This window comes from Pseudoduganella sp. R-43 (genome assembly GCF_049913255.1).
In the GTDB taxonomy this organism is placed as follows: domain Bacteria; phylum Pseudomonadota; class Gammaproteobacteria; order Burkholderiales; family Burkholderiaceae_D; genus Rugamonas.
On sequence record NZ_CP183988.1, the window covers coordinates 3703737 to 3728838 of the forward strand.

The 25102-nt window shown below is 62.3% G+C and carries 17 protein-coding genes; 5 read left to right on the forward strand and 12 right to left on the reverse strand.

Annotated features, from left to right (window positions below):
• Positions 1-15: 15 nt before the first annotated feature.
• The 4 genes from ACN9M3_RS16865 to ACN9M3_RS16880 all read right to left on the reverse strand — a co-directional run bounded on the left by ACN9M3_RS16865 (position 16) and on the right by ACN9M3_RS16880 (position 2753).
• Positions 16-396 carry a hypothetical protein gene (locus ACN9M3_RS16865; protein ID WP_426161582.1) on the reverse strand — a complete coding sequence of 127 codons (381 nt, stop codon included), beginning with the start codon at positions 394-396 and terminating at the stop codon, positions 16-18.
• Between the two features lie 232 nt (positions 397-628).
• Complete coding sequence (locus ACN9M3_RS16870) at positions 629-1057, reverse strand: Hpt domain-containing protein (RefSeq protein ID WP_426318022.1); 429 nt, start codon at positions 1055-1057, stop codon at positions 629-631.
• Positions 1039-2319 (reverse strand): alpha/beta hydrolase, encoded by a 1281-nt coding sequence (locus ACN9M3_RS16875; RefSeq protein WP_426161584.1) that lies wholly within the window; start codon positions 2317-2319, stop codon positions 1039-1041. Before ACN9M3_RS16875 ends, ACN9M3_RS16870 begins: the two co-directional genes overlap by 19 nt.
• A gap of 68 nt (positions 2320-2387) precedes the next feature.
• Complete coding sequence (locus ACN9M3_RS16880; protein ID WP_426318023.1) at positions 2388-2753, reverse strand: hypothetical protein; 366 nt, start codon at positions 2751-2753, stop codon at positions 2388-2390.
• A 191-nt stretch (positions 2754-2944) separates the two neighbouring features.
• Between ACN9M3_RS16880 and ACN9M3_RS16885 the strand changes: the two genes are divergently transcribed.
• The 3 genes from ACN9M3_RS16885 to ACN9M3_RS16895 all read left to right on the forward strand — a co-directional run bounded on the left by ACN9M3_RS16885 (position 2945) and on the right by ACN9M3_RS16895 (position 7925).
• Positions 2945-5080: a hypothetical protein gene (locus tag ACN9M3_RS16885; RefSeq protein WP_426161586.1), complete on the forward strand. Its 2136-nt coding sequence runs from the start codon at positions 2945-2947 to the stop codon at positions 5078-5080.
• A 109-nt stretch (positions 5081-5189) separates the two neighbouring features.
• Positions 5190-7442 carry a PAS domain S-box protein gene (locus tag ACN9M3_RS16890; protein ID WP_426318024.1) on the forward strand — a complete coding sequence of 751 codons (2253 nt, stop codon included), beginning with the start codon at positions 5190-5192 and terminating at the stop codon, positions 7440-7442.
• A 30-nt stretch (positions 7443-7472) separates the two neighbouring features.
• The gene (locus ACN9M3_RS16895) at positions 7473-7925 is read left to right on the forward strand and encodes a hypothetical protein (RefSeq protein WP_426161588.1); all 453 of its coding nucleotides are present in this window, start codon (positions 7473-7475) and stop codon (positions 7923-7925) included.
• A gap of 18 nt (positions 7926-7943) precedes the next feature.
• Here the strand turns inward: ACN9M3_RS16895 and ACN9M3_RS16900 are convergent, their stop codons facing one another.
• The 4 genes from ACN9M3_RS16900 to ACN9M3_RS16915 form a co-directional block, all read right to left on the reverse strand.
• Positions 7944-9008: a M35 family metallo-endopeptidase gene (locus ACN9M3_RS16900; RefSeq protein WP_426161589.1), complete on the reverse strand. Its 1065-nt coding sequence runs from the start codon at positions 9006-9008 to the stop codon at positions 7944-7946.
• A gap of 160 nt (positions 9009-9168) precedes the next feature.
• Positions 9169-10263 carry a rod shape-determining protein RodA gene (gene rodA, locus ACN9M3_RS16905; RefSeq protein ID WP_426161590.1) on the reverse strand — a complete coding sequence of 365 codons (1095 nt, stop codon included), beginning with the start codon at positions 10261-10263 and terminating at the stop codon, positions 9169-9171.
• Positions 10264-10395: 132 nt separating this feature from the next.
• Positions 10396-12006 carry a PHA/PHB synthase family protein gene (locus tag ACN9M3_RS16910; protein WP_426161591.1) on the reverse strand — a complete coding sequence of 537 codons (1611 nt, stop codon included), beginning with the start codon at positions 12004-12006 and terminating at the stop codon, positions 10396-10398.
• A 27-nt stretch (positions 12007-12033) separates the two neighbouring features.
• Positions 12034-12873: a universal stress protein gene (locus ACN9M3_RS16915; protein ID WP_426318025.1), complete on the reverse strand. Its 840-nt coding sequence runs from the start codon at positions 12871-12873 to the stop codon at positions 12034-12036.
• 197 nt (positions 12874-13070) lie between these two features.
• On the opposite strand from ACN9M3_RS16915, the gene ACN9M3_RS16920 reads away from it, so the two are divergent.
• Positions 13071-15203 carry a TonB-dependent siderophore receptor gene (locus tag ACN9M3_RS16920; RefSeq protein WP_426318026.1) on the forward strand — a complete coding sequence of 711 codons (2133 nt, stop codon included), beginning with the start codon at positions 13071-13073 and terminating at the stop codon, positions 15201-15203.
• 12 nt (positions 15204-15215) lie between these two features.
• A complete protein-coding gene (locus ACN9M3_RS16925; protein ID WP_426318027.1) occupies positions 15216-16430 on the forward strand; it encodes a PepSY-associated TM helix domain-containing protein in 1215 nt (404 codons plus the stop codon).
• 3 nt (positions 16431-16433) lie between these two features.
• Here ACN9M3_RS16925 and ACN9M3_RS16930 read toward each other — a convergent pair whose 3' ends face one another.
• From ACN9M3_RS16930 to ACN9M3_RS16945, 4 genes are all read right to left on the reverse strand, one after another.
• Positions 16434-17504 (reverse strand): trypsin-like serine protease, encoded by a 1071-nt coding sequence (locus ACN9M3_RS16930; protein WP_426161595.1) that lies wholly within the window; start codon positions 17502-17504, stop codon positions 16434-16436.
• Between the two features lie 185 nt (positions 17505-17689).
• The gene (locus tag ACN9M3_RS16935) at positions 17690-18106 is read right to left on the reverse strand and encodes a response regulator (RefSeq protein ID WP_426161596.1); all 417 of its coding nucleotides are present in this window, start codon (positions 18104-18106) and stop codon (positions 17690-17692) included.
• A 76-nt stretch (positions 18107-18182) separates the two neighbouring features.
• Positions 18183-19664 (reverse strand): ShlB/FhaC/HecB family hemolysin secretion/activation protein, encoded by a 1482-nt coding sequence (locus tag ACN9M3_RS16940; protein WP_426318028.1) that lies wholly within the window; start codon positions 19662-19664, stop codon positions 18183-18185.
• 204 nt (positions 19665-19868) lie between these two features.
• Positions 19869-24992, reverse strand: a complete 5124-nt coding sequence (locus ACN9M3_RS16945; RefSeq protein WP_426318029.1) for a YDG domain-containing protein — start codon at positions 24990-24992, stop codon at positions 19869-19871.
• Positions 24993-25102: the final 110 nt, after the last annotated feature.

Genomic DNA, 25102 nt, shown 5'->3' on the forward strand with positions numbered 1-25102 from the left:
CGATCCGTCGGGGGCTTACTTGGTACGGTGCTGGTTGGACAGCTGTACATACAGCGGCCAGCTGCGCGAACCGTCGGCATTTGCGACAGTGGCGCTCGAACGGAAACGGGTGGACAGGTAGTCGACGGAAACGGAGTCGCCGGCGAGGGCGGCCTTCTCCAGCAGGCGCATCGCTTCTTTGTGCTTTGCAACATCCTGGCTGTACAGGAGGCCCAGCTCGCGAGCTGCAACAGGGGAGCCTTGCTCGGCCCATTCGCGCAGGCGGCGTTCTGCCGCTGCCCCGCCATGCACGGCCAGTTTCTTTGCTACGGCTTCGACGACAGGTGCTGGCGGCTCGACGTCTTCCTTGGCTTGGCAAGCAATCAACATGCCGACCATCACAAGGGTGGATGTCACAATCACTCCCGCCTTGTTAAACATTTCCATATTTCTTATTATCCCAGAATGGATGGCATTATATCAATTAATTGCCGTACGTCAAGTTGCGGGCAACTTTCACGATTTTATGAAATGCGAGGCGATACTGGCGCACGGCTCGCAATACTGCCAAACCTATAAGTATTTCGAATCATAACATGCGGGTATTGCGCCGCACAAAAATGGCTGGGGTAACAGATGTAACGAATTGCTAGCGGGCGGCCGCGCGTCCGGCGTGCTGGTCGAGCCAGGCGCCGGCATGGTCGTGCACCAGCTTCAATTCACCTTCCAGGGCAGTGAAAAGCAGTGGTATTTCAACAATACGGCCTTCTTGCAGGGCCAGTTCCAGTGCGAGCGAGGCAGCAACAAAGCGTTTCGCCCCAAGGTTGCCAATCGATCCGCGCAAATTGTGCAGGATGCGGCGCGCTTCCATGAATTTGTTGTCCCGAATTGCGTCGCCAGCCAGATTCAGCGGTTCGACGCCTGGACCAATGCCATCGCGGACGATCTTGACCACGGTATCCAGGGCTTTTTCGTCCTGCCCCATGTATTGCAGTAGTTTGTCAACACAAAAGACTGCTTCATCCGGCGCACTTGCGTAACTCATAAACAAAGTCTCCGTTATACGCGGAACGTCCAATGGCGTCCCATCGCACTTTCGACTGCCTGCAGGCCAAAGCGCTCGGCAGCCCTGGTATGTTGCTTCATCAGGTAATACATATCGCTCAAAGCCGAGCGCTGCTCGGCAAAATACGTGTGACCGATGAAACTTGTCGCCACCTTGCTGGCGTCAATTGTTTCGACACCTTGCGCCACCACCAGGCCGGGGCCGCTTTCACCGGCACGGGCATAGCCATGGACGGATTTGGAAACCCGCAAGGCGCTGTCTTCCGACGACGCATACAGAGTCAATGGGTTCGGGACGGCAGCCAGCGCTGGCAAAACTTGCTGACGGAAAACATCGGCATCGATATCCGGTGCCGCCAAAATTACTTCCCTGATACGGCTCGCAAGTTCCGGTCGCGCGGCGACGACGCTGGCTGTCGCCTGGGCCAGGGCCCGGCTGCCCATGCTGTGCGCGAGCAGGTAGACATGCTCGGCATCGGATTGCTGCAGCACGTCGGCCAGAAAGGCAGCAAGGTCGGCCTGGGTCCACTCCACATTGGCTTCATCCAATATATATCCTGAAAGCTTGCCTTGCGAGGGCCAGCTGTAAAAAATCGGCGCCCCTTGGAAGCCCAGGTCGTATGCCAGCTGGCCAGTGCGACGGGCGGCATCCTCGAACGTGGTACGGTAACCGTGAATGAAAAGCAGGGCGCTGCGCGTGCCACTGGCGGCGATCGACCTGCGCAAATCTTCGAAGTAGCTGTCGCGCTCACTCAAGTCGGCAGAAAGCAACACCACATGCTGCTCAGGGTCCTGGCGAAACTCCAGCCGTAATAGCGAAGGCGATTCCATCTCGCCCATGCGATGGTCGCGAGGAATGCTGACTTCGCAGCTTCCATAACGCAACTGGCCACGCGTGCTGCCGAACAAGCGGGCAGGGTGCCGGTCACCGCTCAGCTCGCGATCGGTGGAAAAGAACACTTTCATCACCGCATGGTCGGGCGCTCCGTCCAGGCTGGCTTTAGGCGAGGTTCGGCCGCTGCGCCGGCGCTCGACTTCATCGATGAGGTTGCGCGCTGCGGCACGCAGGTAGCGGTCACCAGCCAGGCCGGCCGCGGCCAGCGCATCGCTCAGTGCAAACTGGCGCGATCGCGAACCGGGGTCTTCCTCAACGTCGGCAATGGCATCGGCGACCGAAGGAGACTGGGCCGCCAGGCGGGACTTCAGCATCTGATAGGCAGCACTGATGCCGCCCTCGCCGGCACCTGCCGTCACTGCTGTCGTAATGACGTCCATGCTCTTCTCCTGGCTGATTCATGCATATCTGACCACACACGCAACGCCAAGTCCAGTGCCGCGTGAAACTAGTGCTCAGGAGCCAGTTCAAGCCGGTTGATGCGGGCCGCCTTGTTGAAGTCGATGGCGATGCGCAGGGCTTGCGGCTGGCATTTCGCACGGTACACGTAAAGCCGGTCCTCCCCGTTTACGTTTCGCGAAAGCAGCTCCAGCACGAGGGGCCGGCTACACCCTTTCATCAGGCCAGGCAGGCCGGGCGCGGCGAGATAGCTGCTCCCCCGTTCGGTGAAGCGTTCCGCAGCGGCCTTGCCGTCGGCAACGGCTTCCAGCACCTCGGCTACCTGGGCCGTAACGTCGGGCTCCATATCGGGGATCGCCGCTGCCGTGTCCATCAGGCAAAGGCCTGTAAAAATTAACAGAATGTTCAATTTCACTGATGACTCCTTCTAACGTTGCGCGCGCGGTCTTGACTGAATTCTTTTGCGTTCTTGAGCAAAATTTCAACTAAATCGGCGAACTTTTCGTAGTTATACTCGGCCCTCACGCTGTTGAGTGCCAAGCCCGGCGGGGCTCGTTGTTCCATCCAAAAACTAGATCTATAACTGCTTCAGGAGAGAATTACAACATGCGCTACACAACCCGTACCACGATCGCTTCCATGGTCATGCTGGCATGCGCCGGCCTGGCCCAAGCCGGTGAAAAAACCATCGACAACCTGACCGTCTTCACCAATACCAAGGCTGCCTCCGCAGAGGGCGTGCTGAGGGTTCACGCGGCACGCTTCGGCCTGCCGGCGAACCTGAACAACCTGGTGCTGGTTTCAGTCAAGGAATCGCTGACCGGCAAGCATTACTACTACCAGCAAATGCTGCGCGGCCTGCCAGTCGACCGCGCCCAGATCGTCGTGTCGATCGGCAAGAACGGCGACCTGCAAAAGATCTTCAACGAAACCCGCCACATTTCTGCCAAGGTTGAGGCCGACGCCGTCAATCAACTGTACAACAAAGCCCAGATCAGCGACGACGAAGCGTTGGACAAAGGCTGGAAAAACATGAAGGTACAGCACAACCTGGTGAACGTGCCATCGTCCACCCTGGTGTGGGTGCCTACCAAGGATGGCGTGCAACTGGCGCGCAAGGTCGACATTGAAGCGGAGATGCCTACCGGCGGTTTCGTCCAGTACCTGAATGCACATGACGGCAGCCTGATCGATTCCTACTCCACCTCGTTGCCACGCACCAACAAAGGCGGTGAGCGCAGCCTGGCCGCGCGCGCCGCAGCGCCGGGCCAGATGCTGGACCGCCATGCCGCTACCGAGGCAGCCAAGGCCAGCACCAGCGTGAACACGCTCAAGGCCGGCAGCACCGCCACGGTGATGGCGGCGTCCGGCATCAACGGCAGCGGCTACGCTTTCGATCCTGACCCACGCACCACCCTGAACACCGATGCGCTGACCGATACCTCGGCCGCGTCTGCCTTCGACGCAGCGTATTCGACCAAAACCTTGCGCGACCTGACTGTGACCGGCGGGGTATATTCGCTGACCGGACCGTACGTCAACATCAAGAACATCGAGTCGCCAAACACGGCACCAAGCACCACTACCAACGGTGTCTGGACTGCCAAGCGCGGCAACAATGCTTTCGATGACACCAACGTCTACTTCCACATCGACCAGAGCCAGCGCTACATGCAGTCGCTGGGCTTCACCGGCACCAAGTCCATCCTCAACCGTTCGATGGACATCGATACCGACGGCGTCAACGGCGACGACAACTCGCACTTCAGCGGCAGCGGTGCAACCGGCTACCTGGCCTTTGGCCATGGCTGCGTCAACGACAGTGAAGATGCCGACGTCATCCTGCACGAGTACGGCCACGGCATCCAGGCCAGCATCAACTCGAGCTGGTCGGGCGGCGACACTGGCGCCATGGGCGAAGGCTTCGGCGACTACTGGGCTGCGTCGTATTCCTACAGCACGCCGAACGGCCAGGTCTACCACCCTGAGTGGGCCTTCAGCTGGGATGGCCACGGCTCCTGCTGGGCCGGCCGCATGCTGAACCGCACCGACGCTAAGTACAACAGCAGCAAGACCTATAGCGCACACAGCTCGGTGACCGAGAACGGGGTGACCTTCCAGTCCGACGAACTGTGGTCGGCGCCGCTGTACTCGTCGATGGTGTCGCTGATCGCCGCCGGCAAGCCGCGCGCGAACATCGACAAGATCATCCTCGAAGCCCACTTCGGCCTCGGCTCGAACATCAAGATGCCAGCGATGGCAACGGCCATCGTGAACGCTGCCAAGACCCTGTTCCCGTCGGACCTGAGCTACGCCAACACCTTCCAGGCCAAGTTCGAGGCGCAGAACATCCTGAGCGGCGCCTCCTGCACACCGGTGAACATGTCGGAAACGGAGAGCAATAACACCATCGCCACTGCGAATGGCATCAGCCAGTCCTGCACCACCGCCAGCGCCAATATCGGCACCAGCAGCGATGTGGACTACTTCGCCATTACGGTTCCAGCAGGCAAGACGCTGACCGCCACCATGACGCCGAACGCCTCGTCGGACTACGACCTGAAGCTGTACAACAGCGCTGGTACCGAGCTGGCATCGAGCGTGAAAGGCACGGGCCAGGCGGATGTTGTAACGCGCGCCAATACGGGCTCGACTGCTGTAACGTGGTATGCCAAGGTGTACTACTACTCGGGTGGCACTGGTTCGACCAGCGGCACCTACACCTTGAAAGCCTCCTGGTAATACACAGCGCACCCCCGCGCTATCGACCGCCTGGCCGCAAGGGCAGGCGGTTTTTTTTCGCCCGAATTCGCTTACAATTGGCATCGCCGAGTCCGCGAAAAGACCAATCATGCAAACTGACCTGGGCAAGTTCATCCTCGAAGAAGCTCCCGGCGGAATCATTGCCACGGACGGCCACGACACCGTGATCTTCTGGACCCGGGGCGCAACGGAAATCTATGGTTATAGCGGCGAAGAAGCGCACGGCCACAGGCTGGAGGAACTGATCGGCATGCCGGGCCATCCGGTGCGGCGCGAGTTCGGGGCCGATTTCGAATACCTGCGGCGCCGCAAGGATGGCCAGGCAGTGTATATCGGAGCCGCCTGCAAGCCGGTCTACTCGGCCCAGGGCGAAATCGAGTACATCATTCACAGCCAGAACGACATCACCGACGCCAAGGCATTGCGCGATGCGCGCCAGGTCGAATCGCGCTACCGCGGCCTGCTCGAGTCGATGCCCGATGCCATCGTGATGGCCAATTCCACCGGCCGCATCGTGCTGGTCAACAGCCAGGCCGAGCGGCTGTTCGGCTTCGAACCGCGCGAATTGCTGGGGAAACCGGTTGAAGTATTGCTGCCCAATCGCTTCCGCGGCGGCCATGTCTCGCATCGCGCCCAGTATTTCGTGCAGCCGCGCACGCGCACCATGGGGGCGGGGCTGGAACTGTATGGCTTGCGCAAGGACGGGCTGGAGTTCCCGGTCGAGATCAGCCTCAGCATGATCCAGATGGAAGAGGGCGCGATCGTCATGAGCGCGATCCGCGATATCGGCGACCGCAAGAAAGCCGAGCAGAAGTTCCGCGGCCTGCTGGAATCGGCGCCGGATCCGATGGTCATCGTCAACGCGCGCGGCGAGATCGTGCTGGTGAACTCCCAGACCGAGCAGCTGTTTGGCTACCAGCGCCAAGAGCTGCTGGGCAAGCCGATTGAAATCCTGATCCCGGCCCGCTTTGCTGGACGGCATCCGGCGGCGCGCAGCAGCTTCTTCGCCAAGGCCCAGCCGCGCGCCATGGGGGCGGGCACCGAACTGTACGCAATGCGCCGCGACGGTTCCGAATTCCCGGTAGAGATCAGCCTCAGTCCCTTGAAGACCGAGGACGAACTGCTGGTATCGAGCGCCATCCGCGACATCAGCGGACGACGCCAGATCGAGCGCAAGCTGATCGAACAAAAGCTCGAACTGGAGCAAGCCAGCAAAGCCAAGGATCGCTTCCTGGCCAGCATGTCGCATGAGCTGCGCACGCCGCTGAATGCCATTCTCGGCTTCGGCCAGTTGCTGCATAACGAAAAACTCCCGCTGTCGCAACAACAGCGTTACGCCTTCGCCGGCAATATCGTACAGGCCGGGCAGCACCTGCTGCACCTGATCAATGAAACGCTGGACCTGGCGAAGATCGAGGTCGGCGCCGTCACGCTTTCTCTCGAACCGGTGGCGCTGGACGACCTGCTGCATGAAGCGAGCAAGATGGTCGAGGCCATGGCCGATGCGCGGCAGGTCGCGGTTTACCTGTCCGAACCACGCGGCATGCATGTCAAGGCCGACCGCATCCGGCTGCGCCAGATCGTGCTGAACCTGTTGAGCAATGCAATCAAGTACAACAGCAAGGGCGGCCATGTCTGGGTAGCCTGCGGGGCGGCCGACCCCGGGCGGGCCTGGCTGGCAGTGCGCGACGACGGGCCAGGGCTCAGCGGCGAACAGATGGCGGGTCTGTTCCAGCCCTTTAACCGGCTGGGCCAGGAAGGCGGCTCCGAAGAAGGCAGCGGCATCGGCCTGGTGCTGAGCAAACGGCTGGCCGAGTTGATGAACGCGACCATTGGCGTTACGAGCTCGGTGGGCCAGGGCAGCACCTTCACGGTCGAGATGGAAGCCACGGCGCCCCAGCAGTTGCCCCGCAGCGAGGACCAGGAAGGCATGCCGGCGCCGGCAGCGGTGCGCGGCCACCACAGCAAGCCCCGGCTGCTCTATGTCGAAGATAACCCTGCCAACCTGAAGCTTGTGGAAGAGATCGTCAAGCTGCATCTCGACGTTGAGTTGTTGTCGGCCACCGACGGCAATTCCGGTGTGGCCATGGCGCGCGAATACCTGCCGGATGCGATCTTGATGGACATGAACCTGCCCGGCATCAGCGGCCGCGAGGCACAGCGCCGTTTGCGCCAGGATGCCGCAACGCGCGAGATCCCGATCATTGCGCTCTCCGCCAATGCGATGCCGCTTGATGTACAGGCTGCTCTGGAGGCCGGCTTTTTCCGGTACCTGACCAAGCCCTTGAACATCAATGACTTCCTGGAGGTGGTTGGGGAAGCATTGGAACAGTCGCGCTAAAAAGAAGTTTCACGTGTAACGAGGTCTGGAGTGAAAATCAATATTGCAGCCTTGCTAGCAGCCGCCGCGCTGTCAGGGGAAGCGAAAATGCTGGAAGTCACATTCACCGTCAAAGAGGCAGGCGGCCACCCCGTCTTGCACATCGACCTGGCCAACCAATCGGCGCGGCAGCTGAAGGTCCTGCACGCGCTGGCAACCGAAGAAGAGATGTTCGGCAAGCTGTTCGAGGTGCGCGACGCCGAGACCGGGCAACTGCTCGACTACCAGGGCATCATGGTCAAGCGCGGCCCCTTGACGGAAGCCGACTACCGGGCCATGAAACCCGGGGCGCACCTCAGCAATGCCATCGACCTGGCACCCGCGTACGGCTTCAGGCAAGGGCGTCATGCGTACACCATCAGCTACGCCGGGCACTACCTCATGGACGGAAAGGAAATACCGCTCACCGTTGGACCGGTACGCTTCGAACATACCGGCAGGTGAGCGGCGGCAGGGCAGGCCTTATGGCAGGGCTGGAGTGTTCTCGCCGAAATATTCGTGCGAGTCGGCGTTGTCGATGGCCTTGTTAGGATCGCTGATCGCCAGGCTGGCGGCGCCGGACTGGCCGTAGACCCAGTCATCGGTACCGGCCACCACGTTGAAGTGGCTCATCTCATGCACCAGCGTACCGCCCTTGGAGTCGGTGCCGGACATTGGCGCGCTCCAGAATGCCTTGCAGACATAAATCTTGTAAGGCTGGGTTGGATACACATAGGCGTAGTACGTCTTCTTGCAGCCGCAGTCGACGGTGATCGGCTTGGTGGCGAAGGCATCCTTCAGCGCGGCGAAGTGCGATTTCACGGTGGAGTAGCGGCCGGAATTGTAGCTGCCGAACCATTTCGTGTAGCGGGTGCCTGTCTTGTTGGCGCCCAGGTAGGCGTCGCCGTCGTTGGCCATGCCTTGCGCGGTCGACACGGCAGTTGTAATGTCGGCCTGCTGCGAAGTGGTGCACTTGCTGAAGGACAAGCCGGCTGCGCTTGGCAGGGGCTGTTCCGGCGCCTTGGCGATGCTGCCGCGCGGCAGGGTGCCTTCGATCGACACGCTGAGCTCGGCCGATTGCAGGGTGTCCGGCTGCTTCTTGTCAACTGCCTTGCCGGCCGGGTCGACGTTGCTGAACAGCTTGGGCGACTTGGTGCTGTAACGGATGGTGTAGTCGCCCGAGATGCTCATGTTATACATCTGCGACAGTTCCACCGTGACCTTGTGCGATTTGCCCGGCTGGATGACGTAGTAATCGGCTGCCGTGGGCGCCGGGCGCTTGACGTGCATGCCTTCGTACGGCACCCTGGCGCCGTCACGGGTCACGTCGAACAGGGATTCTTCAATGTCGCCGAACGGGGTATGCCATTTCAGGACGTATTGCGGCACCGATGAAGTATTGGTCAGCGTGACCTGCACGACCACGTCGTCGCGCGGGCCCAGCGCGCGCTTGTCCATGCTGATGCTGGCTGTGAGGCCGTCGGCCGCATAGGCGCCCAGGCTGAAGGAAGCTGCGAGTGCGAAAGCGCCAAGGTGTTTCAAGTTCATTCGTCTCTCCGTCCGGTTGTGGTTGGGGTGAGCCAATCTTGACGGGGAGACTGCGGCAATTCAATCGAAATCGGTGCGCTGTCGCTATTTCAACAACGGTTCCGTTATGCCCTGAACAGGAGCCGGGAAATATGTCCAATTCCGGACATTTGTAACAGGCTCAGACCTGGCTTTGACGACGGATGGCCATCAGGATGCCGCAGCCGATTCCCAGTGTCACCAGGGCAGTGCCGCCATAGCTGAAAAAAGGCAGCGGCACGCCAACCACCGGTACCACGCCGCTCACCATGCCGATATTGATGAAGGCATAGGTGAAGAAGATCATGGTGATGGCGCCGCCCAGCAAACGCGAAAATGGCGTCACCGCGCTGGAGGAAATCTGCAGGCCGCGCCAGATCAGCAAGGCGTACGTCACCAGCAGCGCAATCCCGCCGAACAGCCCGAATTCTTCGGCGAAGACCGAGAAGATGAAGTCGGTGGAGCGTTCCGGAATGAAGCCGAGGTGGCCCTGGGTGCCATCCATCCAGCCGCGGCCAGCCATCCCGCCGGAACCGATCGCGATTTTCGCCTGGGTGATCTGGAAACCCTTGCCGGCCGGATCCGAGTCCGGGTTGAGGAAGGTCAGCACCCTTTGGCGCTGGAAGTCGTGCAGCAGTTGCCATACCACCGGCACCGCGGCCAGGGCGCAAGCAGCCAGGGCCGCAAGCGCCTTCCACGATAGCCCGGCCAGCACGATCACATAGAAACCGGCCGCCAGCACCAGCATCGCCGTGCCGAAATCAGGCTGCTTGGCGATCAGTCCCACCGGAATGGCCAGCAGCACCGCGGCCGCGACGAATACTTGCCAGCCCTTGGCGCCATCGAAACGGTGGAAGTACCAGGCCAGCATCATCGGCATCGCGATCTTCATCATCTCGGACGGCTGGAAATCGTGACCGAGATTGAGCCAGCGCGTCGAGCCTTTTTTCGTAACGCCGAACAGGAACACCGCCAACAGCAAGGCGACGCCAAGCGAATACAGCGTGACTGCATGGCGCATCAGCATGGGCGGCGGGATGTTCGCGACCGCCCACATCAGGCCCAGCGCCATCGCCACGTTACGCAACTGCAGTTCGAAGCGCCCCGGGAAGTCGGCCGAGGCGGAATACAGTGTCAACAGGCCAGCCGCCAGCAGCAAGCCAAGGATGGCAGCCAACGGCGCGTCAACAGCCAGCACCGGCCGCAGGCGGCGCCACAAAGAAGAATGACCGGTCATTGGAAGGCCTGCAGCCAGATTACGCGGCCAGCCAGGACGGCAAAGCCGGAAAATGCGATCGCGCCAATCACGGCAAGCCGGCGGCGGAATTGTTTATCCTCATTATTCATGGCCGAAATTATAAGGCCAGGGCTAGCGCTCGCGCACGTAGTTTCCGGGGGCATCGCCTAGCCAGGGATAATCGGCATGGGCCGCCGGCGCCGGCGTGCGCCACCCGCCGCAGCGCCCGTGCAGCCAGGCGGTCCAGTCCTGCCACCAGGAGCCTGGAGTTGGCGTTTGCACCGCCAGCCAGTCCTTGGCGTCGCGGCCCGCGATCAGGGGCGCCGACCAGTATTGCTGTTTGGCGCTGCCGCCCGGCGGATTGATGATGCCCAGGATATGGCCGGAGGCGGTCAGCACAAAATGTACCGGAGCGCCCACCAGCGCCGCGCTGCGGTAGGTGCTGCGCCAGGGGGTGATGTGGTCCGCCACCGCACCCACGGCATACAGGGTTTGGCGGATGCGGCCAAGGTCAAGCTTCTGGCCGCGGATTTCAAGCGCATCCGCGTGGGCCAGCTTGTTGGCCTGGTATAGCTCGCGCAGGCAGAAACTGTGCGTGGCGCGCGGCTGGCGCGTGCCGTCCGAGTTCCAGGCCAGGGGCGCCAGCGCTGGTGCAGGCTCGCCGAGCAGGTACTTGTGCACCACATAGCGCCAGATCTGCGTATTCGGGCGCAGCATGCGGAAGCTCCAGCCGATCTGCTGCGAGTCGAGGAAACCCTGGCGCGCCATCAGGCCGTCCAGCAAGGCCACGCTTTCGTCGTTGATGAAACTGGCGATGTCGCCAGGCTTGGAAAAATCGGTGAGCGTGGCCAGCAGCGTCCAATGGGCAACCGGGACATCGCGCGCCGCCCGATGGCGGCGGTTCAGCCACGCCATCAACGCCGACAGGGCGGTGCCGCCGATGCAATAGCCGACCGCATGCACTTGCGGGACGCCGGCGATATTGCGCGCCGCGTCGATGGCAGCGAGGATGCCATCGAACAGGTGGTCTTCGAAGCTGGCATCCTGCATATTGGCGCGCGGATTCTTCCAGCTCATGACGAACACGTCGAAACCCTGTTGCACCAGGTGCCGCACCATGCTTTGCTGGGCGGTCAGGTCCAGGATGTAGTACTTGTTGATCCAGGGCGGCACCAGGACCAGCGGCATCGCCCGAACTTGCGGGCAAACGGGCGTGTACTGGATCAGTTCCATCATCTGGTTGCGCATCACAACGCGCCCTGGCGTCGCGGCCAGGTCGCGTCCGAGCTGGAACTGGGCCGGATCCACCATGCGCAGGTCGCCCGCCAGCACATCGCGCAGCCATTCTTCAAAGCCGTGCTTCAGGCTGGCCCCGCCGCTGTCGAAGGCGCGTCGCAGTACGACCGGATTGGTCCAGGGGAAGTTGCTGGGGGCTAGAGCGTTGCACCAATGGCGCAGCCAGAAGGCAGCGCTGCGGGCTTCGCTTTCATCCACGCCCGGCGTGTCGTAGACCTGCCGTTCGAGGGTGCGCGTGAAGCCGAGGTATTGCTGCATCAGGCCATGAAAGAACGGATTGTCGCGCCAGGCGTCGTCGCTGAATCGGTCATCGCCCTCCGCAGCTTCCGCCAGCGGCGCAGGCATGCCGGTCGCCCAGGCGACTGTGGCAAGCTCCTGCCACGCCCGGGCCATCTCCAGTGGATGTGCCAGCCATGCGGCGGCGACATTGGCGAACGGATTTGGCATGCAGGCCAGTATAGACCTAATGCGGACCTAATGCGCCATCAGCACAGGAAGCGTCATGCTTTGCAATACCGTACGGGAAGCGCCGCCCAGCATGATTTCGCGCAAGCGGCTATGGCCGTAGCAACCCATGACCAGCAAATCGGCATCGAGATCCGATGCGAAGGAGAGCAGGGCAGAACCGACGTCGATCGTCGTCGCTTGCGAGGAGACTTCGACCTTGATGCCATGGCGCGCCAGGTAGAGGGCCATGTCTGCGCCCGGTTCGCTGCCGTGGGCCTCGGGTTCGCGGCCGGCATTGAACACAGCCAGCGTGACTTTGCCGGCCTGCTCCATCAGCGGAATGGCAGCGGTGATGGCGCGGGTGGCCTCCATGCTGCCGTCCCAGGCCACCAGCACACGCTGGAACGGCGCTCCGAAATGGCCGGCATAGGGCACCACCAATACCGGCCTTGCGCTGTTCATGGCCACATATTCGGGTGCTTCTTCTTCCATTGGCGAAATCGGATCGTCCGGGTTGACCTGGCCCAGTATCAGGAGGTCGCCGTAGCGCGACTGCAGCACCAGGCCATCCGCGGCCTGGTCGTCAAGCAGGCGGGATTCGAAGGACGGCAGGTCCAGCATCGCGCATTGCGACTCGAAACGCCGCAAGCTGTCGCGGGCGGCTTCCCGCGCTTCGTCGATGCATTGGGCTGCCAGGCTGACACCCATGGCGGTGGCATGGTCGGCGTACAGGAAGCGAGAAATACCGCTCATCGCCGCACCGACCAGGCGGCCTTTTGACATGCGCACGATCTGGGATGCCAGCCGTACCCGGCGCTCGGTATCGGCGGAACTATTCACGTGCACAACGACAGTCTTGAACCCCATGGCAGCCTCCGGGATGGATAGATATGAAAAAGTCTAGGGTTATGCGCAATCCAGCGGCATGATCTGGGTCAATTTCAATCTAATCCGGTAACTTGCATAAGCAAGTGTTGACTTTTAGATGCGAATAGTTATCATTTACGGTTTCGAATAAAGCCAGCTCCCTGCCAGCTAATCATTGATAATTAGCTGAGGTAACGATGGACAAGAAGAAGTTGGCGGTATTGCTTGGGTTGGCATTTCCGGGTGCTGTCCTGGCGGAAGACGCTGCAGTGATGCCGCAGATCCAGGTCACTGCGCAAAGGCCGGATACCTACACCGCGGAACGCAGCCGGACGGCCACGCCGCTGAGCATTTCGCCGCGCGACACGCCGCAATCGATATCCGTGATGACCCAGCAGCGCATCGAGGACCAGGCGTTACAGACCGTGACCGATGTGGTCAACAATGTGACCGGCGTTTCGGTCAACCAGTATGAGACGCATCGCGCCGGTTTTACCGCGCGCGGCTTCGACATTGACAACCTGCAGATCGACGGCGTGCCGACGGCCTGGGAGCAGGCATGGAGTTCCGGCGAAGTATTGGGGAGCCTGGCCCTCTACGACCGTGTGGAAGTGGTGCGCGGCGCCACCGGCCTGATGACGGGCGCCGGCAATCCTTCGGCGGCCATCAACCTGGTGCGCAAGCGTGCGGCCAGCAAGGAGCTCACCGGCAGCGCGCAGCTTGGCACCGGCCGCTGGAACGAGCGCCGCGCCATGGCAGACGTTTCGACCCCGGTCAATGCCAGCGGTAGCGTACGCGCCCGGGTGGTCGGTGAATACCAGCGTTCCGACAGCTGGGTCGATCTGATGAAGAGCAAAAGCCACACTTTCTATGGCACTGTAGAAGCCGACCTGGCGCCCAGCACCGTGCTTTCCGCCGGCTACAGCCGCCAGGAAAACGACCCGCAAGGCCCGATGTGGGGCGGCCTGCCGTACTGGTACACCGACGGCAGCAAGACCAACTGGGATGTCTCGAAAACGTCGGCGGCCGGATGGACGCGCTGGGAAACAGCGTACGAGAACGCCTTCGCCAACCTTGAACACAGCTTTGACAACGGCTGGAAGCTGCGCGCCAGCTTCAGCCATGGCAACCGCAAGGCCGATTCCGCGCTGCTTTACCTCTCAGGGGTACCTGACCGCGTGACGGGACTGGGCATGGGCGCGTTCGCAGGCTCTTACATTACCCACATCCGGCAGGACGACTTCAGCCTTCATGCCAGCGGGCCCTTTGCGCTCGCCGGGCGCAAGCATGAAGCGGCGTTCGGCTACATGCACTCGAAGCAGGAGTTCAATGCCGACAGCCGTGCCGCCGATTACGGCAGTGACTACCCTCCCGTAGGCGATTTCAATCACTGGAATGGTGCAGCGTATCCTGAGCCGAATTGGGGCGCGCCGACGTTTTACGAGAAGAGCGCGACCCGGCAGGAAGCGTTGTACGGTGTTGCGCGCTTCTCGATCACCGATTCGCTGAAGGCGATTATCGGTGCGCGCCTCACCAACTACGACAAGACCGGCGTCGGAGCCTGGAGCCCGGCCTATCAACTGAAGCACGACCACGAATTGACGCCCTATGCCGGCGTGGTGTACGACCTCAGCGACAACCTGTCTGCCTACGTCAGTTACACCGACATTTTCCAGCCGCAGAACCGCAAGGACCTGGCGGGAAATATCCTGGACCCGGTAGTCGGCAAGAGCTACGAGGGCGGCATCAAAGGCGAATTCCTGGACGGCCGCGTGAACGCGTCGTTTGCGGTATTCAGGATCAAGCAGGACAAGCTCGCCCAGGAGGCCGGCCTGGTCGACCGCGATGGCACAGGCCCGCTTGCGCCGGAAGCGTACTACCGCGCCGCAAGCGGCGCCAAGAGCGATGGCTTTGAGTTCGAGGTCTCGGGAGAACTGGCGCCCGGCTGGAACGCCACGGCGGGATATTCCCAATTCAGGGCCAAGGATGCCGCGGGCGCCGATTTCAACAGCGTCTATCCACGCAAACTGTTCCGCGTCTTCACTACCTACCGCCTGGATGCGCTGACTGTGGGCGGCGGCCTGAATTGGGAAAGCCGCACCTACACCCTGGATCCGGCTGCCCCCGCCGGGACCAATGGCGTGATTGAACAGGGTTCCTTCGCGCTGGCCAGCCTGATGGCACGCTACGACATCACCAGGCAGCTTTCGGCGCAGGTCAACGTGAGTAACCTGTTCGACAAACAGCATTTCGGCATGTTCGCCGCCTATGGCGCCATCACCTACGCCGCACCGCGCAGTGTATCGGCGAGCCTGAAGTATCGCTTCTGATGCGAGGCTGACATGCGCGCAAGCTGGACGCTGGTGCACCGCTACCTTGGCCTGCTCACGGCGGGCTTCCTCTTCATCAGCGGCCTGACAGGCGCTGTGATCTCGTGGGACCACGAGCTGGACGACCTGCTGAACCCGCACTTGATGGAGGCTCATACGCCGGGCCGGCCGCAGTCTCCGCTCGCGCTTGCGCGCCAGGTCGAGCAGCGCCATGCGGAAGCCAGGGTTTCATACATCCCGCTGCATGCGGAGCAGGGAAAGTCGCTGGGCTTCGGGTTGGATGCCACCGGCTTCAACCAGGTCTTCGTCGATCCGGTCAGCGGCGCGGAGTTGGGCAAGCGCGAGTGGGGCGCGGTCTGGCCGATCAGCAAGGAGACGCTGGTCTCATTCCTCTACCGCCTGCATTACTCGCTGCACGTCCCGGAGATGTGGGGCATAGACCGCTGGGGCATCTGGCTGATGGGCGTGATAGCAATGGTGTGGATGGTGGACAGTTTTGTCGGCTTCTACCTCACGCTGCCAGTACGCACACGCACGCCCGGGGCACGCGGCTGGTGGCAGCGCTGGAAGCCCGCATGGAAGGTCCGCTGGAGCGGCGGCAGCGCCAAGCTCAATTTTGACCTGCACCGCGCTTTCAGCCTGTGGACATGGGGGCTGTTGTTCATCCTGGCGTTCACCGCCTTCTCGCTGAACCTGTACCGTGAGGTCTTCTACCCGGTGATGCAGACGGTCTCGGAGTTGACACCAACTCCCTTCGATACCCGCACGCCAAGGGATTTGCGCAATCCGATCCTGGCGCATATCGGCTATGAAGAAGTATTGCAACGGGCAGCGCAGGAAGCGGCGCGCCGTACATGGAAGGAACCGGCCGGAAGCGTGTTCTATTCCCAGGCCTACGGCATCTACGGCGTCAGCTTCTTCAAGCCGGGCGACGACCATGGCGCAGGCGGCGTCGGGCCTGCCGTGCTGTATTACGACGGGGTCGATGGACGCCTGCTCGGAGATCGCCAGCCCTGGAAAGGGACTGCGGCAGACATCTTCGTGCAGGCCCAGTTCCCATTGCATTCCGGCCGCATCCTGGGCCTGCCCGGCCGGATCCTGGTTTCCGCAATGGGTGTCGTGGTGGCGATGCTGAGCGTCACCGGCGTGGTGATCTGGTGGCGCAAGCGGACTTCGAGGAACAGGGTGGCTGCGGCGCAACGGCGTGGGATGCAGCCCGCCGGTTGAACGTCACGGGCGCCGCTCCCGGCGGCGCACGCACGCCAAGGCAAACAGGCCGAGCGCAAATACCGCCATGCTGGCCGGCTCCGGAACCACCTGTATCGCGCCGCCGGTCGCGGCCACCAAGTAGTCCAGGTAGCTGTGCAGGATGATGCCGCCGAAGTAGGAGCCGAACGCGCCGGCGACAATTCCGTCCGGCGTGCCGCCGAACGTGTTGGTGGCAATCAGCATCAGCTCGCCATATTGCTCGATGAAAGACGGCCCGCCAGAATCGCCGCCGCCAATGCCCGACTCGCGGTCGTTGGGCAGTTGGGCCGAGCAGGCGAGGCCCCATTCGCAAAACGAATCGTGGCCATTGCCGTCGAAGTCCGCATACCAGACTTCGTTCGGGCCATTGAAGCCCTGTTCATCGTCGGCATCGAACAGGTCGACGACGTTCTGTCCGGTACGTTTGATGCGGAAATCGGGACTGATGGTGTAGCCATTGATGCCATCGCCGGAGGTTCCATAGCCAGCCATGATGATGCGGGTATTTGCCTGCAGCTGCTGGCCGGCCAGCTTGTAGACCTTGGCGGAGGCCGGGGCGTCCTGGCCAAGCGTGATCACGGCGAGGTCATCGTTCACGCAAAAGCCCGGCACGCCAGCAGGGCAATTGCCGAAGCCTCCGTAATTCGGGTTCATCTGGACCTTGGTAGCGGTGACGACGGCGCGGCCAGGATCGCCCGGCGTGGAGGAAGCGTTAAAGACAACGCGTACGTCATTGCCGGGCTTGTTAAGGTCGATCAGGCTGCCTTTGCCATTGGTATCCACGCAGTGACCGGCCGAGACTACCTGGCGTTTGCCGACCAGGGCGCCGGAGCAGATATAGCTCAAGCCGTCATAGCGGATATTGATGCTGACGACGCCCGAAAAGGGAGATGCGGCGTTGTTCGGGTCGACGTGGGCTGCCGGCGTATCAGGCAGGGCGCCCGAGGTGATCAAGGGGGTGATGGTCCCGTTGGGAACCGCTTGGGCCGTGCCGCTGATGGCCGCCATCGCTACCGCCATGCCGAGCAGCCTGCTTGCAATGAGTTGTCGCACGTCATTTCCTCCCGAGAATATTGCCCAGTGAATCAACATGTCGGGAAAACGTTTAGCAATTTTCGCGCCTGGAAGGGAAGCTTCTTTACTTTCAGTCACTTGCCGCAAAGCCATGACAGCGTGCTTGAAAAAGCGTAAAGCTTTCCGACATTGCATTGCAAATTGATACAGATTGACCGGGGAGTCTACTGCCGGGCCGCCAGCCGTCGCCGGGCAGCGATGAGGGTGTCGGTAATGGAGCCGATGCTGAAGGGTTTGACGATGAAGCCCAGCGCCCCGCGAGAGACTGCTGCCCGCACGACTTCCTGGTCGTTATGCCCGGATACGACAATGACGAAGACGTCCGGCGAGCGCGCCTTGAGTTCGGAAAGCAGTTCCAGACCGTCGCCATCGGGCAGCCCGAGGTCCAGCAGGACGATGTCTGGCATCAGTTGCATGCAGCGTGCAAGGCCAGCCTGGGCGGTACCCGCTTCGCCGAGGACCGCCAGTTCGGCTTCGTTTGCCCCCAGGCGCATCATTGACCGCATCATTGCGTTGTCGTCAATGATGAAGACGGTCTTGGGCTGCTGCTTATGAAAGGGAGCGATAGTATCAGAATGCATGGCGCAACCTGTATGCCAGCTGTCAGCAGCGGCAGGTTAACACCATGCTGCGCCGGGCGGCGCGCGTATCGGACGCTCAGAAGCGGTAGCCCACGTTCAGCCACGCCATGGGCTGGCTATGGTGCGGCTCGGATCGCGGCTCGCCGCCGCGCGTGCGCCACGCCGCGATCAGGGAAGCATTGAAGGCACGGTTGTCATAACGCAGGCCGGCACCTGCACCAGCCAGGGTGCGGTGATTGCTGTCGCTGGTCCAGGGTTCGCGGTTGGAGGTGATGCGGCCGGCATCGTAAAACAGGTAAGGCATGAATGCTCCGGCGGCATAGCGCACTTCGAGTTGCAGCAGGGCGCCTGCATCGCCGTAGCCTTCGCCACCGGGATAGGCGCGCACGCCATTGCGGCCACCGAGGCCGAATTTTTGCGACGAGTCCAGGTTCTTGCTGGCCCATTGCGCTGACAAGCGTCCATACACGTCCAGGTGCTCGGCGACCGATTGGATGCGAGCGAGGTCGAGGTTCAGTTTCGAAAAGCGGCCGGCGCTGCGGGCCGTGGCTGCGTCGGTCTCGAGCAAGGCGCCATCGAGACTGAGGCGGCCCGGCGTCCAGGAAACGGCACCGTAGGTCACGCCGCCCCGCAACAGATTGTCGCGCACGTCGAAATTGACGGCGATCGGCACGGTGTTGCTGCTCTTGTCGCTGTTGCTGTCCGTGGCGCCTTGCTGGTCGCGCAGGCGCTTGTGTTCGAGCGTCGCCGACAAGGTGATGTTGCGGCGCTGCGAGCGCACCAGCGGGTAGCTAAGGCCCGCACTGCTGCCGTTGGCTGTACCGGTCGCATTCAGAGCTGCGAAGCTGTCTCCCAGCGCATAGTACGAACGGCTGTAGCCGATACGGCCGTGCAGGCCCGTTGCGCCGAGAGGCAAGGCGTATGCGGCGGAGCCGAACCACATTTGCTCGTTGGTGTACATGCCCTGCAGCGAAATCTGGTCACCTAGCGTGAATGGGCTATCGATGTCCAGGCTGGCGTGTGCGCGCGTGCGACCGGTGTAGCGGGTGCCGTTGTTGTCGAGGCCGATCTCGCCCGCATAGCGATGATCGCGCTGCACTTCGATAGCGAGGTCGCCGGTGCCGACCTCCTTGCCCGGACGGACTACAGGCACGCTGCGCACGCCCGGCTGGTCGTCGAGGATCAGGGTGACGCGTTCGAGTTCGTGGCTTTCGATGACGCTGCCCGGCTTCAGCGGCGACAGGAAGTGCTGGGCCGCGGGGCTCAGGGACGTGTCGCCGTTTGCGGTGATGGAACCGTAGCGGCCTTCCAGCACCTCGATGCGCAGGACGCCCTGCTGCAAATCCTGTTGTGGCAGGTATGCCCGCGCGAAAGGATAGCCTGCGCCACGGTAGTAGGCGGACAACTTGTCGGCCAATGCGCTGAGGCCGGCGAAATCGAACGTCTTGCCAACCACAGGGCCCAGTTCACGCAAGAGTTCGTCTTGCGTGAACTGGGTGTTGCCGGTGACCGTTACCTGTTTCAGGGTGACTGTCAATCCGCCAGGTGGAACCGTCACGGGGGGAGGCGGGGGAGGTAGCGGGAGGGGCGGCGCGGGAGTGGGTTCCCGCAGCGCCCGCTGCCCGTTCTCCTGTAAGGATTGCGCACCTTGCTGTGCAAGGGCTGCCTCGGCAAAGGCGTAAAAGATGGCGGTGGTCAGAATGGTGTTAGCTGGTCTCATGTCGACTTTCAACGCTGTCTGATTGGCAACACCATTCTATCGTTACTTTTGGTCGTTTGTCGCGGTTCCTTGGTTGCTTGCGTCGGCCGATGGCATCTGGATGCCGCCGGAAACCACAAACACGCTCAGGAACTTGACGTCGCGGCCTGCGGTGAGGCTTTGCGTTGCTGGCATGTTGTCACGGTTGCTGGATCCGGATTGCACGTTGCTCGAGTCACTGACATCGGTGTAGTTTAAGCCACCCACGCTCAGCGAAGGCAAGGTTGGGGTCGCGCCGCCGATGGTTACAGGGCTCGCGGCCTGGGCTGCAATGGCGGTCCTTGCGTCAGGGGCGGCTGCTGGCGATGCGGCCGGTGCTGGAGTTGTGATTGGGGTTGGCACTGGCGTGGCTACAGGCGCAGGTTCAGGCGCAGCGACGGGAGCAGGCGCCGGAGCCGGTACGACTTCCGGAACCGGGGCCGCTGCCGGAGTCGAAACAGGCGCGGGTTCAGGCAGCGCGACTGGCGCAGGGGCTACCGGTACGACTGGTGCCGGCGTTGGAATGGCCACTGGCGAAGGCGCGGGCGTCACTACTGGCGTCGGCGCTGTGACCGGCGTCGGTATTGGGGTTGGAGTTGGAGCCGGCACTGGTACAGGAAGCGGAACCGGCACGATGACCGGTTCAGGAACCGGCGCCGGGGCAGGCACGGAGACCGGCTCAGGGACAGGCGCTGGGACGGGCGCGCTGACCGGTTCAGGAACTGGCTCCTGTGCAGGCGCCGGCACAGGCGCAGTCTCGGGAACAGGAACGGGAACAGGTGTCGGCACCGGCGTTGGCGCTGGAACAGCCGTGATGCCGGCCGTGCTTACGCCGCTACCGGAGAAGCTGTAGTTGCCGGCATCGCTTCCTGCCAGCGCAAGTCCAGCCACGCTGACGCTCAACCCGGTGCCGGGAGTAGCCTGCGCAAACTGCGCGCTCGCCGCACTACTGTCGACGCTCACGTCATCGCCGCTGATGACGCCGGACAGGGAACCGCTGGAGGTGAGCGCCGCTATGGTATTGCCGTCCTCCACTTTGTCTGCGGTGGCCAGGTCGCCCACGCTCAACGCTTTCGGGAAGATGGAGGCCGTCATCCCGGCCGGCATCGTCAACTGATAGTTCGACGCCAGGCCGGTACCATCAGCGAGCACAATGCCGCTCACGGAAACCGCCTTGTTATTGCCCGCGTTGCGATCTGCAAACGCCCCGGTCTGGCCGGAGAAACTCAGAGTTTCCGAACCGACCAAGCCACTCAAGGAACCGCCTACCAGGCTGGCGCCCGTGGTCCCGTCATAAGTCTTGTCGGCCGCCGACATGCCGACGATTGTCAGCGCTTTGCGCGCGATGGACGCACTGGTGTCGGACTGGCCCGTGATGATGTAGTTGCCGACGTAATCGCCGCCGTAGCTGCTGGCGATGTTGACCACCTTGGCAGCGCCGGCATTCTTGTCTGCGAACGCGCCGGTTGCCGAAAGGCTGATCGTCTCGCCGGAGACGAGGTTGGAGAAGACGGCATTGCTGGTATCAAGCTGCGCCGCAGTGGTGCCATCATAGGTCTTACCGGCTGCAGTAATGCCGGATACAGTCGTCGCGCGCGGAGTGATCGCCGCAGTAACGCCGGTTGGCAGCGTCAGCTCGTAGTTCGATGCCAGGCCGGTACCGTCAGCGAGGACGATCCCGCTGACGGAAACGGATTTGTTGACGCCGGCATTGCGATTCGCAAATGCACCGGTCTGTCCGGCGAAACTCAAGGTCTCCGAACCTACCAGGCCGCTCAACGCTCCGCCGGCCAGGGTGGCGTCAGTCGTTCCGTCATAAGTCTTGTCGGCAGCCGACATGCCGACCACGGTGAGGGCTTTGCGAGCAATCGTCGCGGTGGTACTGGCTTGGCTGGTGATGGAGTAGTTGCTGCCGCCGCTATAGTTGCTGTTAATGGCCACGAGCTTGTCGCTTCCCGCATTCGCATCGGAGAACGCGCCGGTCGCCGACAGGCTGATGGCCTCGCCGGCAACCAGGTTGGAGAATACTGCGTTGCTGGTATCGATCTGCGCCGCCGTGCTGCCGTCGTAAGTCTTGCCGGACGCGGTAATGCCCGACACCGTGGTAGCGCGCGGCGTGATCGTGCCAGTCACCCCGGAAGGATTGCTGATGGTGTAGTTCGAAGCAAGGCCGGTTCCGTCCGACAGCTGCAGGCCGCTCACAGTCAATGCTTTGGCCGCGCCGACATTCTTGTCTGCGAAGGCGCCGGTCAAGCCCGAGAAGCTCAAGGTCTCAGCGCCAACCAGGCCGTTCAAGCTTCCGCCGTTCAGCGTTGCCGAGGTATTGCCGTCGTAGACCTTATCGGCCGCCACAAGCCCGGTCAGGGTCAAGGCCTTGGCCGCGACGGATGCGGAATTCGCCGCGCCGGCTGAGCCCAGGCCGGGCAGGCTGTAGTTGGACGCCAGGCCATTGCTGCCGTTGGCCAGCGTAATGGCATTCAGATAGCTTGCACCGTTCACATTGGCGCTGTTCGCAGTGGCGCCCGCGTAGTTCAAGCTCTCGCCGGAGACCAGGTTGCCCAGCGTGACATAGCCGCTCATGTCGGTGCTGCCGTCATAAATCTTCGCCGCCGTCAGCGTGACGGGACGAGCAGTGATGCTGGCGGACGCGCTGGCCGAAGTGTTGGCCAGCGTGTAGTTGCCGGCGTCGGCGCCACTGAGGGTGATGTTGCTGATATCGACAGTGTAATTGCCAACGTTCTTGCTGCCAAAGGCGCCGCTGCCACTGAGGCTGACCGCATCACCGGCCACGATGCCGGTTGCGGAAACAGCTGCTGCAGTCGTCCCGTCATACACCTTGCTGGAAGCAGCCGGGGTCAGGTTCTTCGGCGTGATGGTATAGCTGCCCGTGTTGAAATAGCCCACGGCATAAGTAGTCCCAGCGCTGGTGTAGCTGGATGGATTGGCCGCATCGGCGTTCAGGCTGGCATAGGAACCTGCATTCTTGCTGCTGGTCGTGTATGACACCGCTGGCGTCAGCGCAGAAACGGAGAAGCCATTCGGGCCGCCCATCGTGGTGAAGGAGAGGCCGGTGGCGGTATTGTTGCCGTCGTAGGTCTTGGTGCCGGCAGCATTCTGGATCACGTAAATCGGCTGCGTCGACATGCTGACGGCCTGGTAGGTCGCGTACAGGTAGCTGTTGTTCGAGCCCGGGATCACCAGCGTGCCGCAGTTCGGGTAAGGCGAAGCGCAGCTCGACAACTGCGGCGACTGGGTGTAGGCCGACAGTTGTGGCACGCCGTTCACGAGCACCAACCAGCTAGCAACCGAGTTGCCCTGGAATGCCACGCGCGCCCGATTGCCGTAGGAGACCAGGCCGATCGCGCCCTGGTCCAGCACCGCCTGGGTATTGCCCGCAGTAGTGTTGACGGCATTCAGCAGCATGCCGCCGCCAGCCGAGTTGCCGACCGTGGTGAGGGTGTTCGAATTGCCCTCGAAGGCGACGCCAAAGGTCTTGTTGCCGGCGGTGCTGACGCCGGTGATGAACAGGTTGCCGGTGCCGGAGTTGATGTTCGCATTCGACATGATGTACACGCCGCCGGTGACGCCCGAATAGCTGCCGTTGTTGGAGCCAACCAGCGACTTGCCGTTGATGACAATGTTGCCGCCGCCGGACAGGATATTCATGCCGCGCTCCACGACCACGGCAGCGGTGCCGGAGCTGGAATTGAGTGCATAGCCAAAACCATTCGCCTGTGCGCCCGCATTGCTGCCGACCATGATGTTGCCGCCATTGCTCTTGATATTGGCATTGATGTCGACACCACCGAGCGTGGCGTTTGCCGCGTTGGCCGCGCTCAACGTCACGCCAAGCTTGCCGACGGTGGAACTGATCTCGCTGTTCACGGCGATATTGCGGTCGGCGCGCAGCGTCAGCGTCGCATCGCCGCCTGCGGTCTTGCTGATTGCGCTGGCGACGGTGATGTCGCCGCTGCCAGAACCGGTACTGCCGTAATTTGCGAGGCTGGACTGGGTGGTGATGGTCACGCTGGTGCCCACGTTCAGGGCGCTGACGATATTGCTTGCCGCGCTGGCGTCGATCGTATAGTTGTACGGATCGATCAGCCAATGGCCTCCCTGGCCATGTGCTGCGCTGGCGTCGATCTGCACGGCACGTGCCGTCGCCACGTGCGCCGCAGAAGTCTCGATAAAGCCGCCGTTGCCGCCGTCCGGAGCGCTGGCATCAAGCTTGCCTGCGATGTCGATGCGGCCGTTTTCCATGTCGCCCAACAGCAGGATCTGGCCCTGTTCGCCGGTGGCCAGGGTGCGCGCTTGTACCACGCCATCGTTGTTGATGACGGTGCTAATCAGGTCGCCGGCCGCTTTTGCGGTCATCAGCACATTGCCGCCGTCGGCACGAATGGCGCCGCCGTTCTCGATCAGCGCATCAATGGCGCCTTTCCGGACCTGCAGCTTGATCGGGCCGCCGAGGTCCAGCATCACCTCGCTGCCGGCGCCCAGCAGCACATTCCCGCGTTCGGCCGAAATCTCGCCGACGTTGCTGACATGCGCCGCCACCAGGGCTACCGAGCCGCCGTTGAAAGCCTTGATGTTGCCCTGGTTGATGACCGCGTTGGCGCTCGCGCCTTGCAGCTTGTAGTTACCGGACATGAAGTCCTGGTTGCTCATGTTCAGGGTCGAGGCGAGCAGGCCGCCCACATTCACCTGGGCCGTCGGCGAGAACAGCACGCCGTTCGGGTTCAGCAGGAAGACCTGGCCATTTGCCTTCAGTGCGCCCTGGATCTGCGAAACGTCGCTGCCGGTGACGCGGTTCAGGGCGACTGCGGAAGAGGAGGGCTGCACGAAGTTGACAGTATTCCCTTTGCCGATCGAGAACGAATTCCAGTCGATCGCCATCCTGGCGCCGCCCTGGTTGATCGTCATCGAGCTCCCTTGCTGGCTGATCTGGCCTTGGCCGGCGACGACCACGCCGCCGGTAGGCAGGTCGGCCGCCAACGCTGCCCCACCAAGCAAGGACAGGCTCGCTGCCGCCATCGCGCGACGCGTGGCGCGCGCGCTGCGTGCTTTGCCATGGGCTCCGCCCAGTTCGGAACGTACTTGCCACATGCCCATGCTGGCATTCCACACAACTCGGAAAATCCTGTTCATAACGCTACCTCGGACGTTGAAATGAGACGGATCGGGCAATCGCGTTTGGATAAACGGAGCCAGACTCGGAACAGCAGGATTCAGGGCTGTGGGAACTCGGTCGCCTTGGA

Excerpts from the sequence above, each read along its gene's own strand:
- ACN9M3_RS16885 (WP_426161586.1), top strand. The coding sequence starts at position 2,945 with ATGCGCTACACAACCCGTACCACGATCGCTTCCATGGTCATGCTGGCA.
- ACN9M3_RS16875 (WP_426161584.1), bottom strand. The coding sequence starts at position 2,319 with ATGGACGTCATTACGACAGCAGTGACGGCAGGTGCCGGCGAGGGCGGC.
- ACN9M3_RS16915 (WP_426318025.1), bottom strand. The coding sequence starts at position 12,873 with ATGGGGTTCAAGACTGTCGTTGTGCACGTGAATAGTTCCGCCGATACC.
- ACN9M3_RS16935 (WP_426161596.1), bottom strand. The coding sequence starts at position 18,106 with ATGCATTCTGATACTATCGCTCCCTTTCATAAGCAGCAGCCCAAGACC.
- ACN9M3_RS16920 (WP_426318026.1), top strand. The coding sequence starts at position 13,071 with ATGGACAAGAAGAAGTTGGCGGTATTGCTTGGGTTGGCATTTCCGGGT.
- ACN9M3_RS16925 (WP_426318027.1), top strand. The coding sequence starts at position 15,216 with ATGCGCGCAAGCTGGACGCTGGTGCACCGCTACCTTGGCCTGCTCACG.
- rodA (WP_426161590.1), bottom strand. The coding sequence starts at position 10,263 with ATGACCGGTCATTCTTCTTTGTGGCGCCGCCTGCGGCCGGTGCTGGCT.
- ACN9M3_RS16900 (WP_426161589.1), bottom strand. The coding sequence starts at position 9,008 with ATGAACTTGAAACACCTTGGCGCTTTCGCACTCGCAGCTTCCTTCAGC.
- ACN9M3_RS16910 (WP_426161591.1), bottom strand. The coding sequence starts at position 12,006 with ATGCCAAATCCGTTCGCCAATGTCGCCGCCGCATGGCTGGCACATCCA.
- ACN9M3_RS16945 (WP_426318029.1), bottom strand. The coding sequence starts at position 24,992 with ATGAACAGGATTTTCCGAGTTGTGTGGAATGCCAGCATGGGCATGTGG.
- ACN9M3_RS16890 (WP_426318024.1), top strand. The coding sequence starts at position 5,190 with ATGCAAACTGACCTGGGCAAGTTCATCCTCGAAGAAGCTCCCGGCGGA.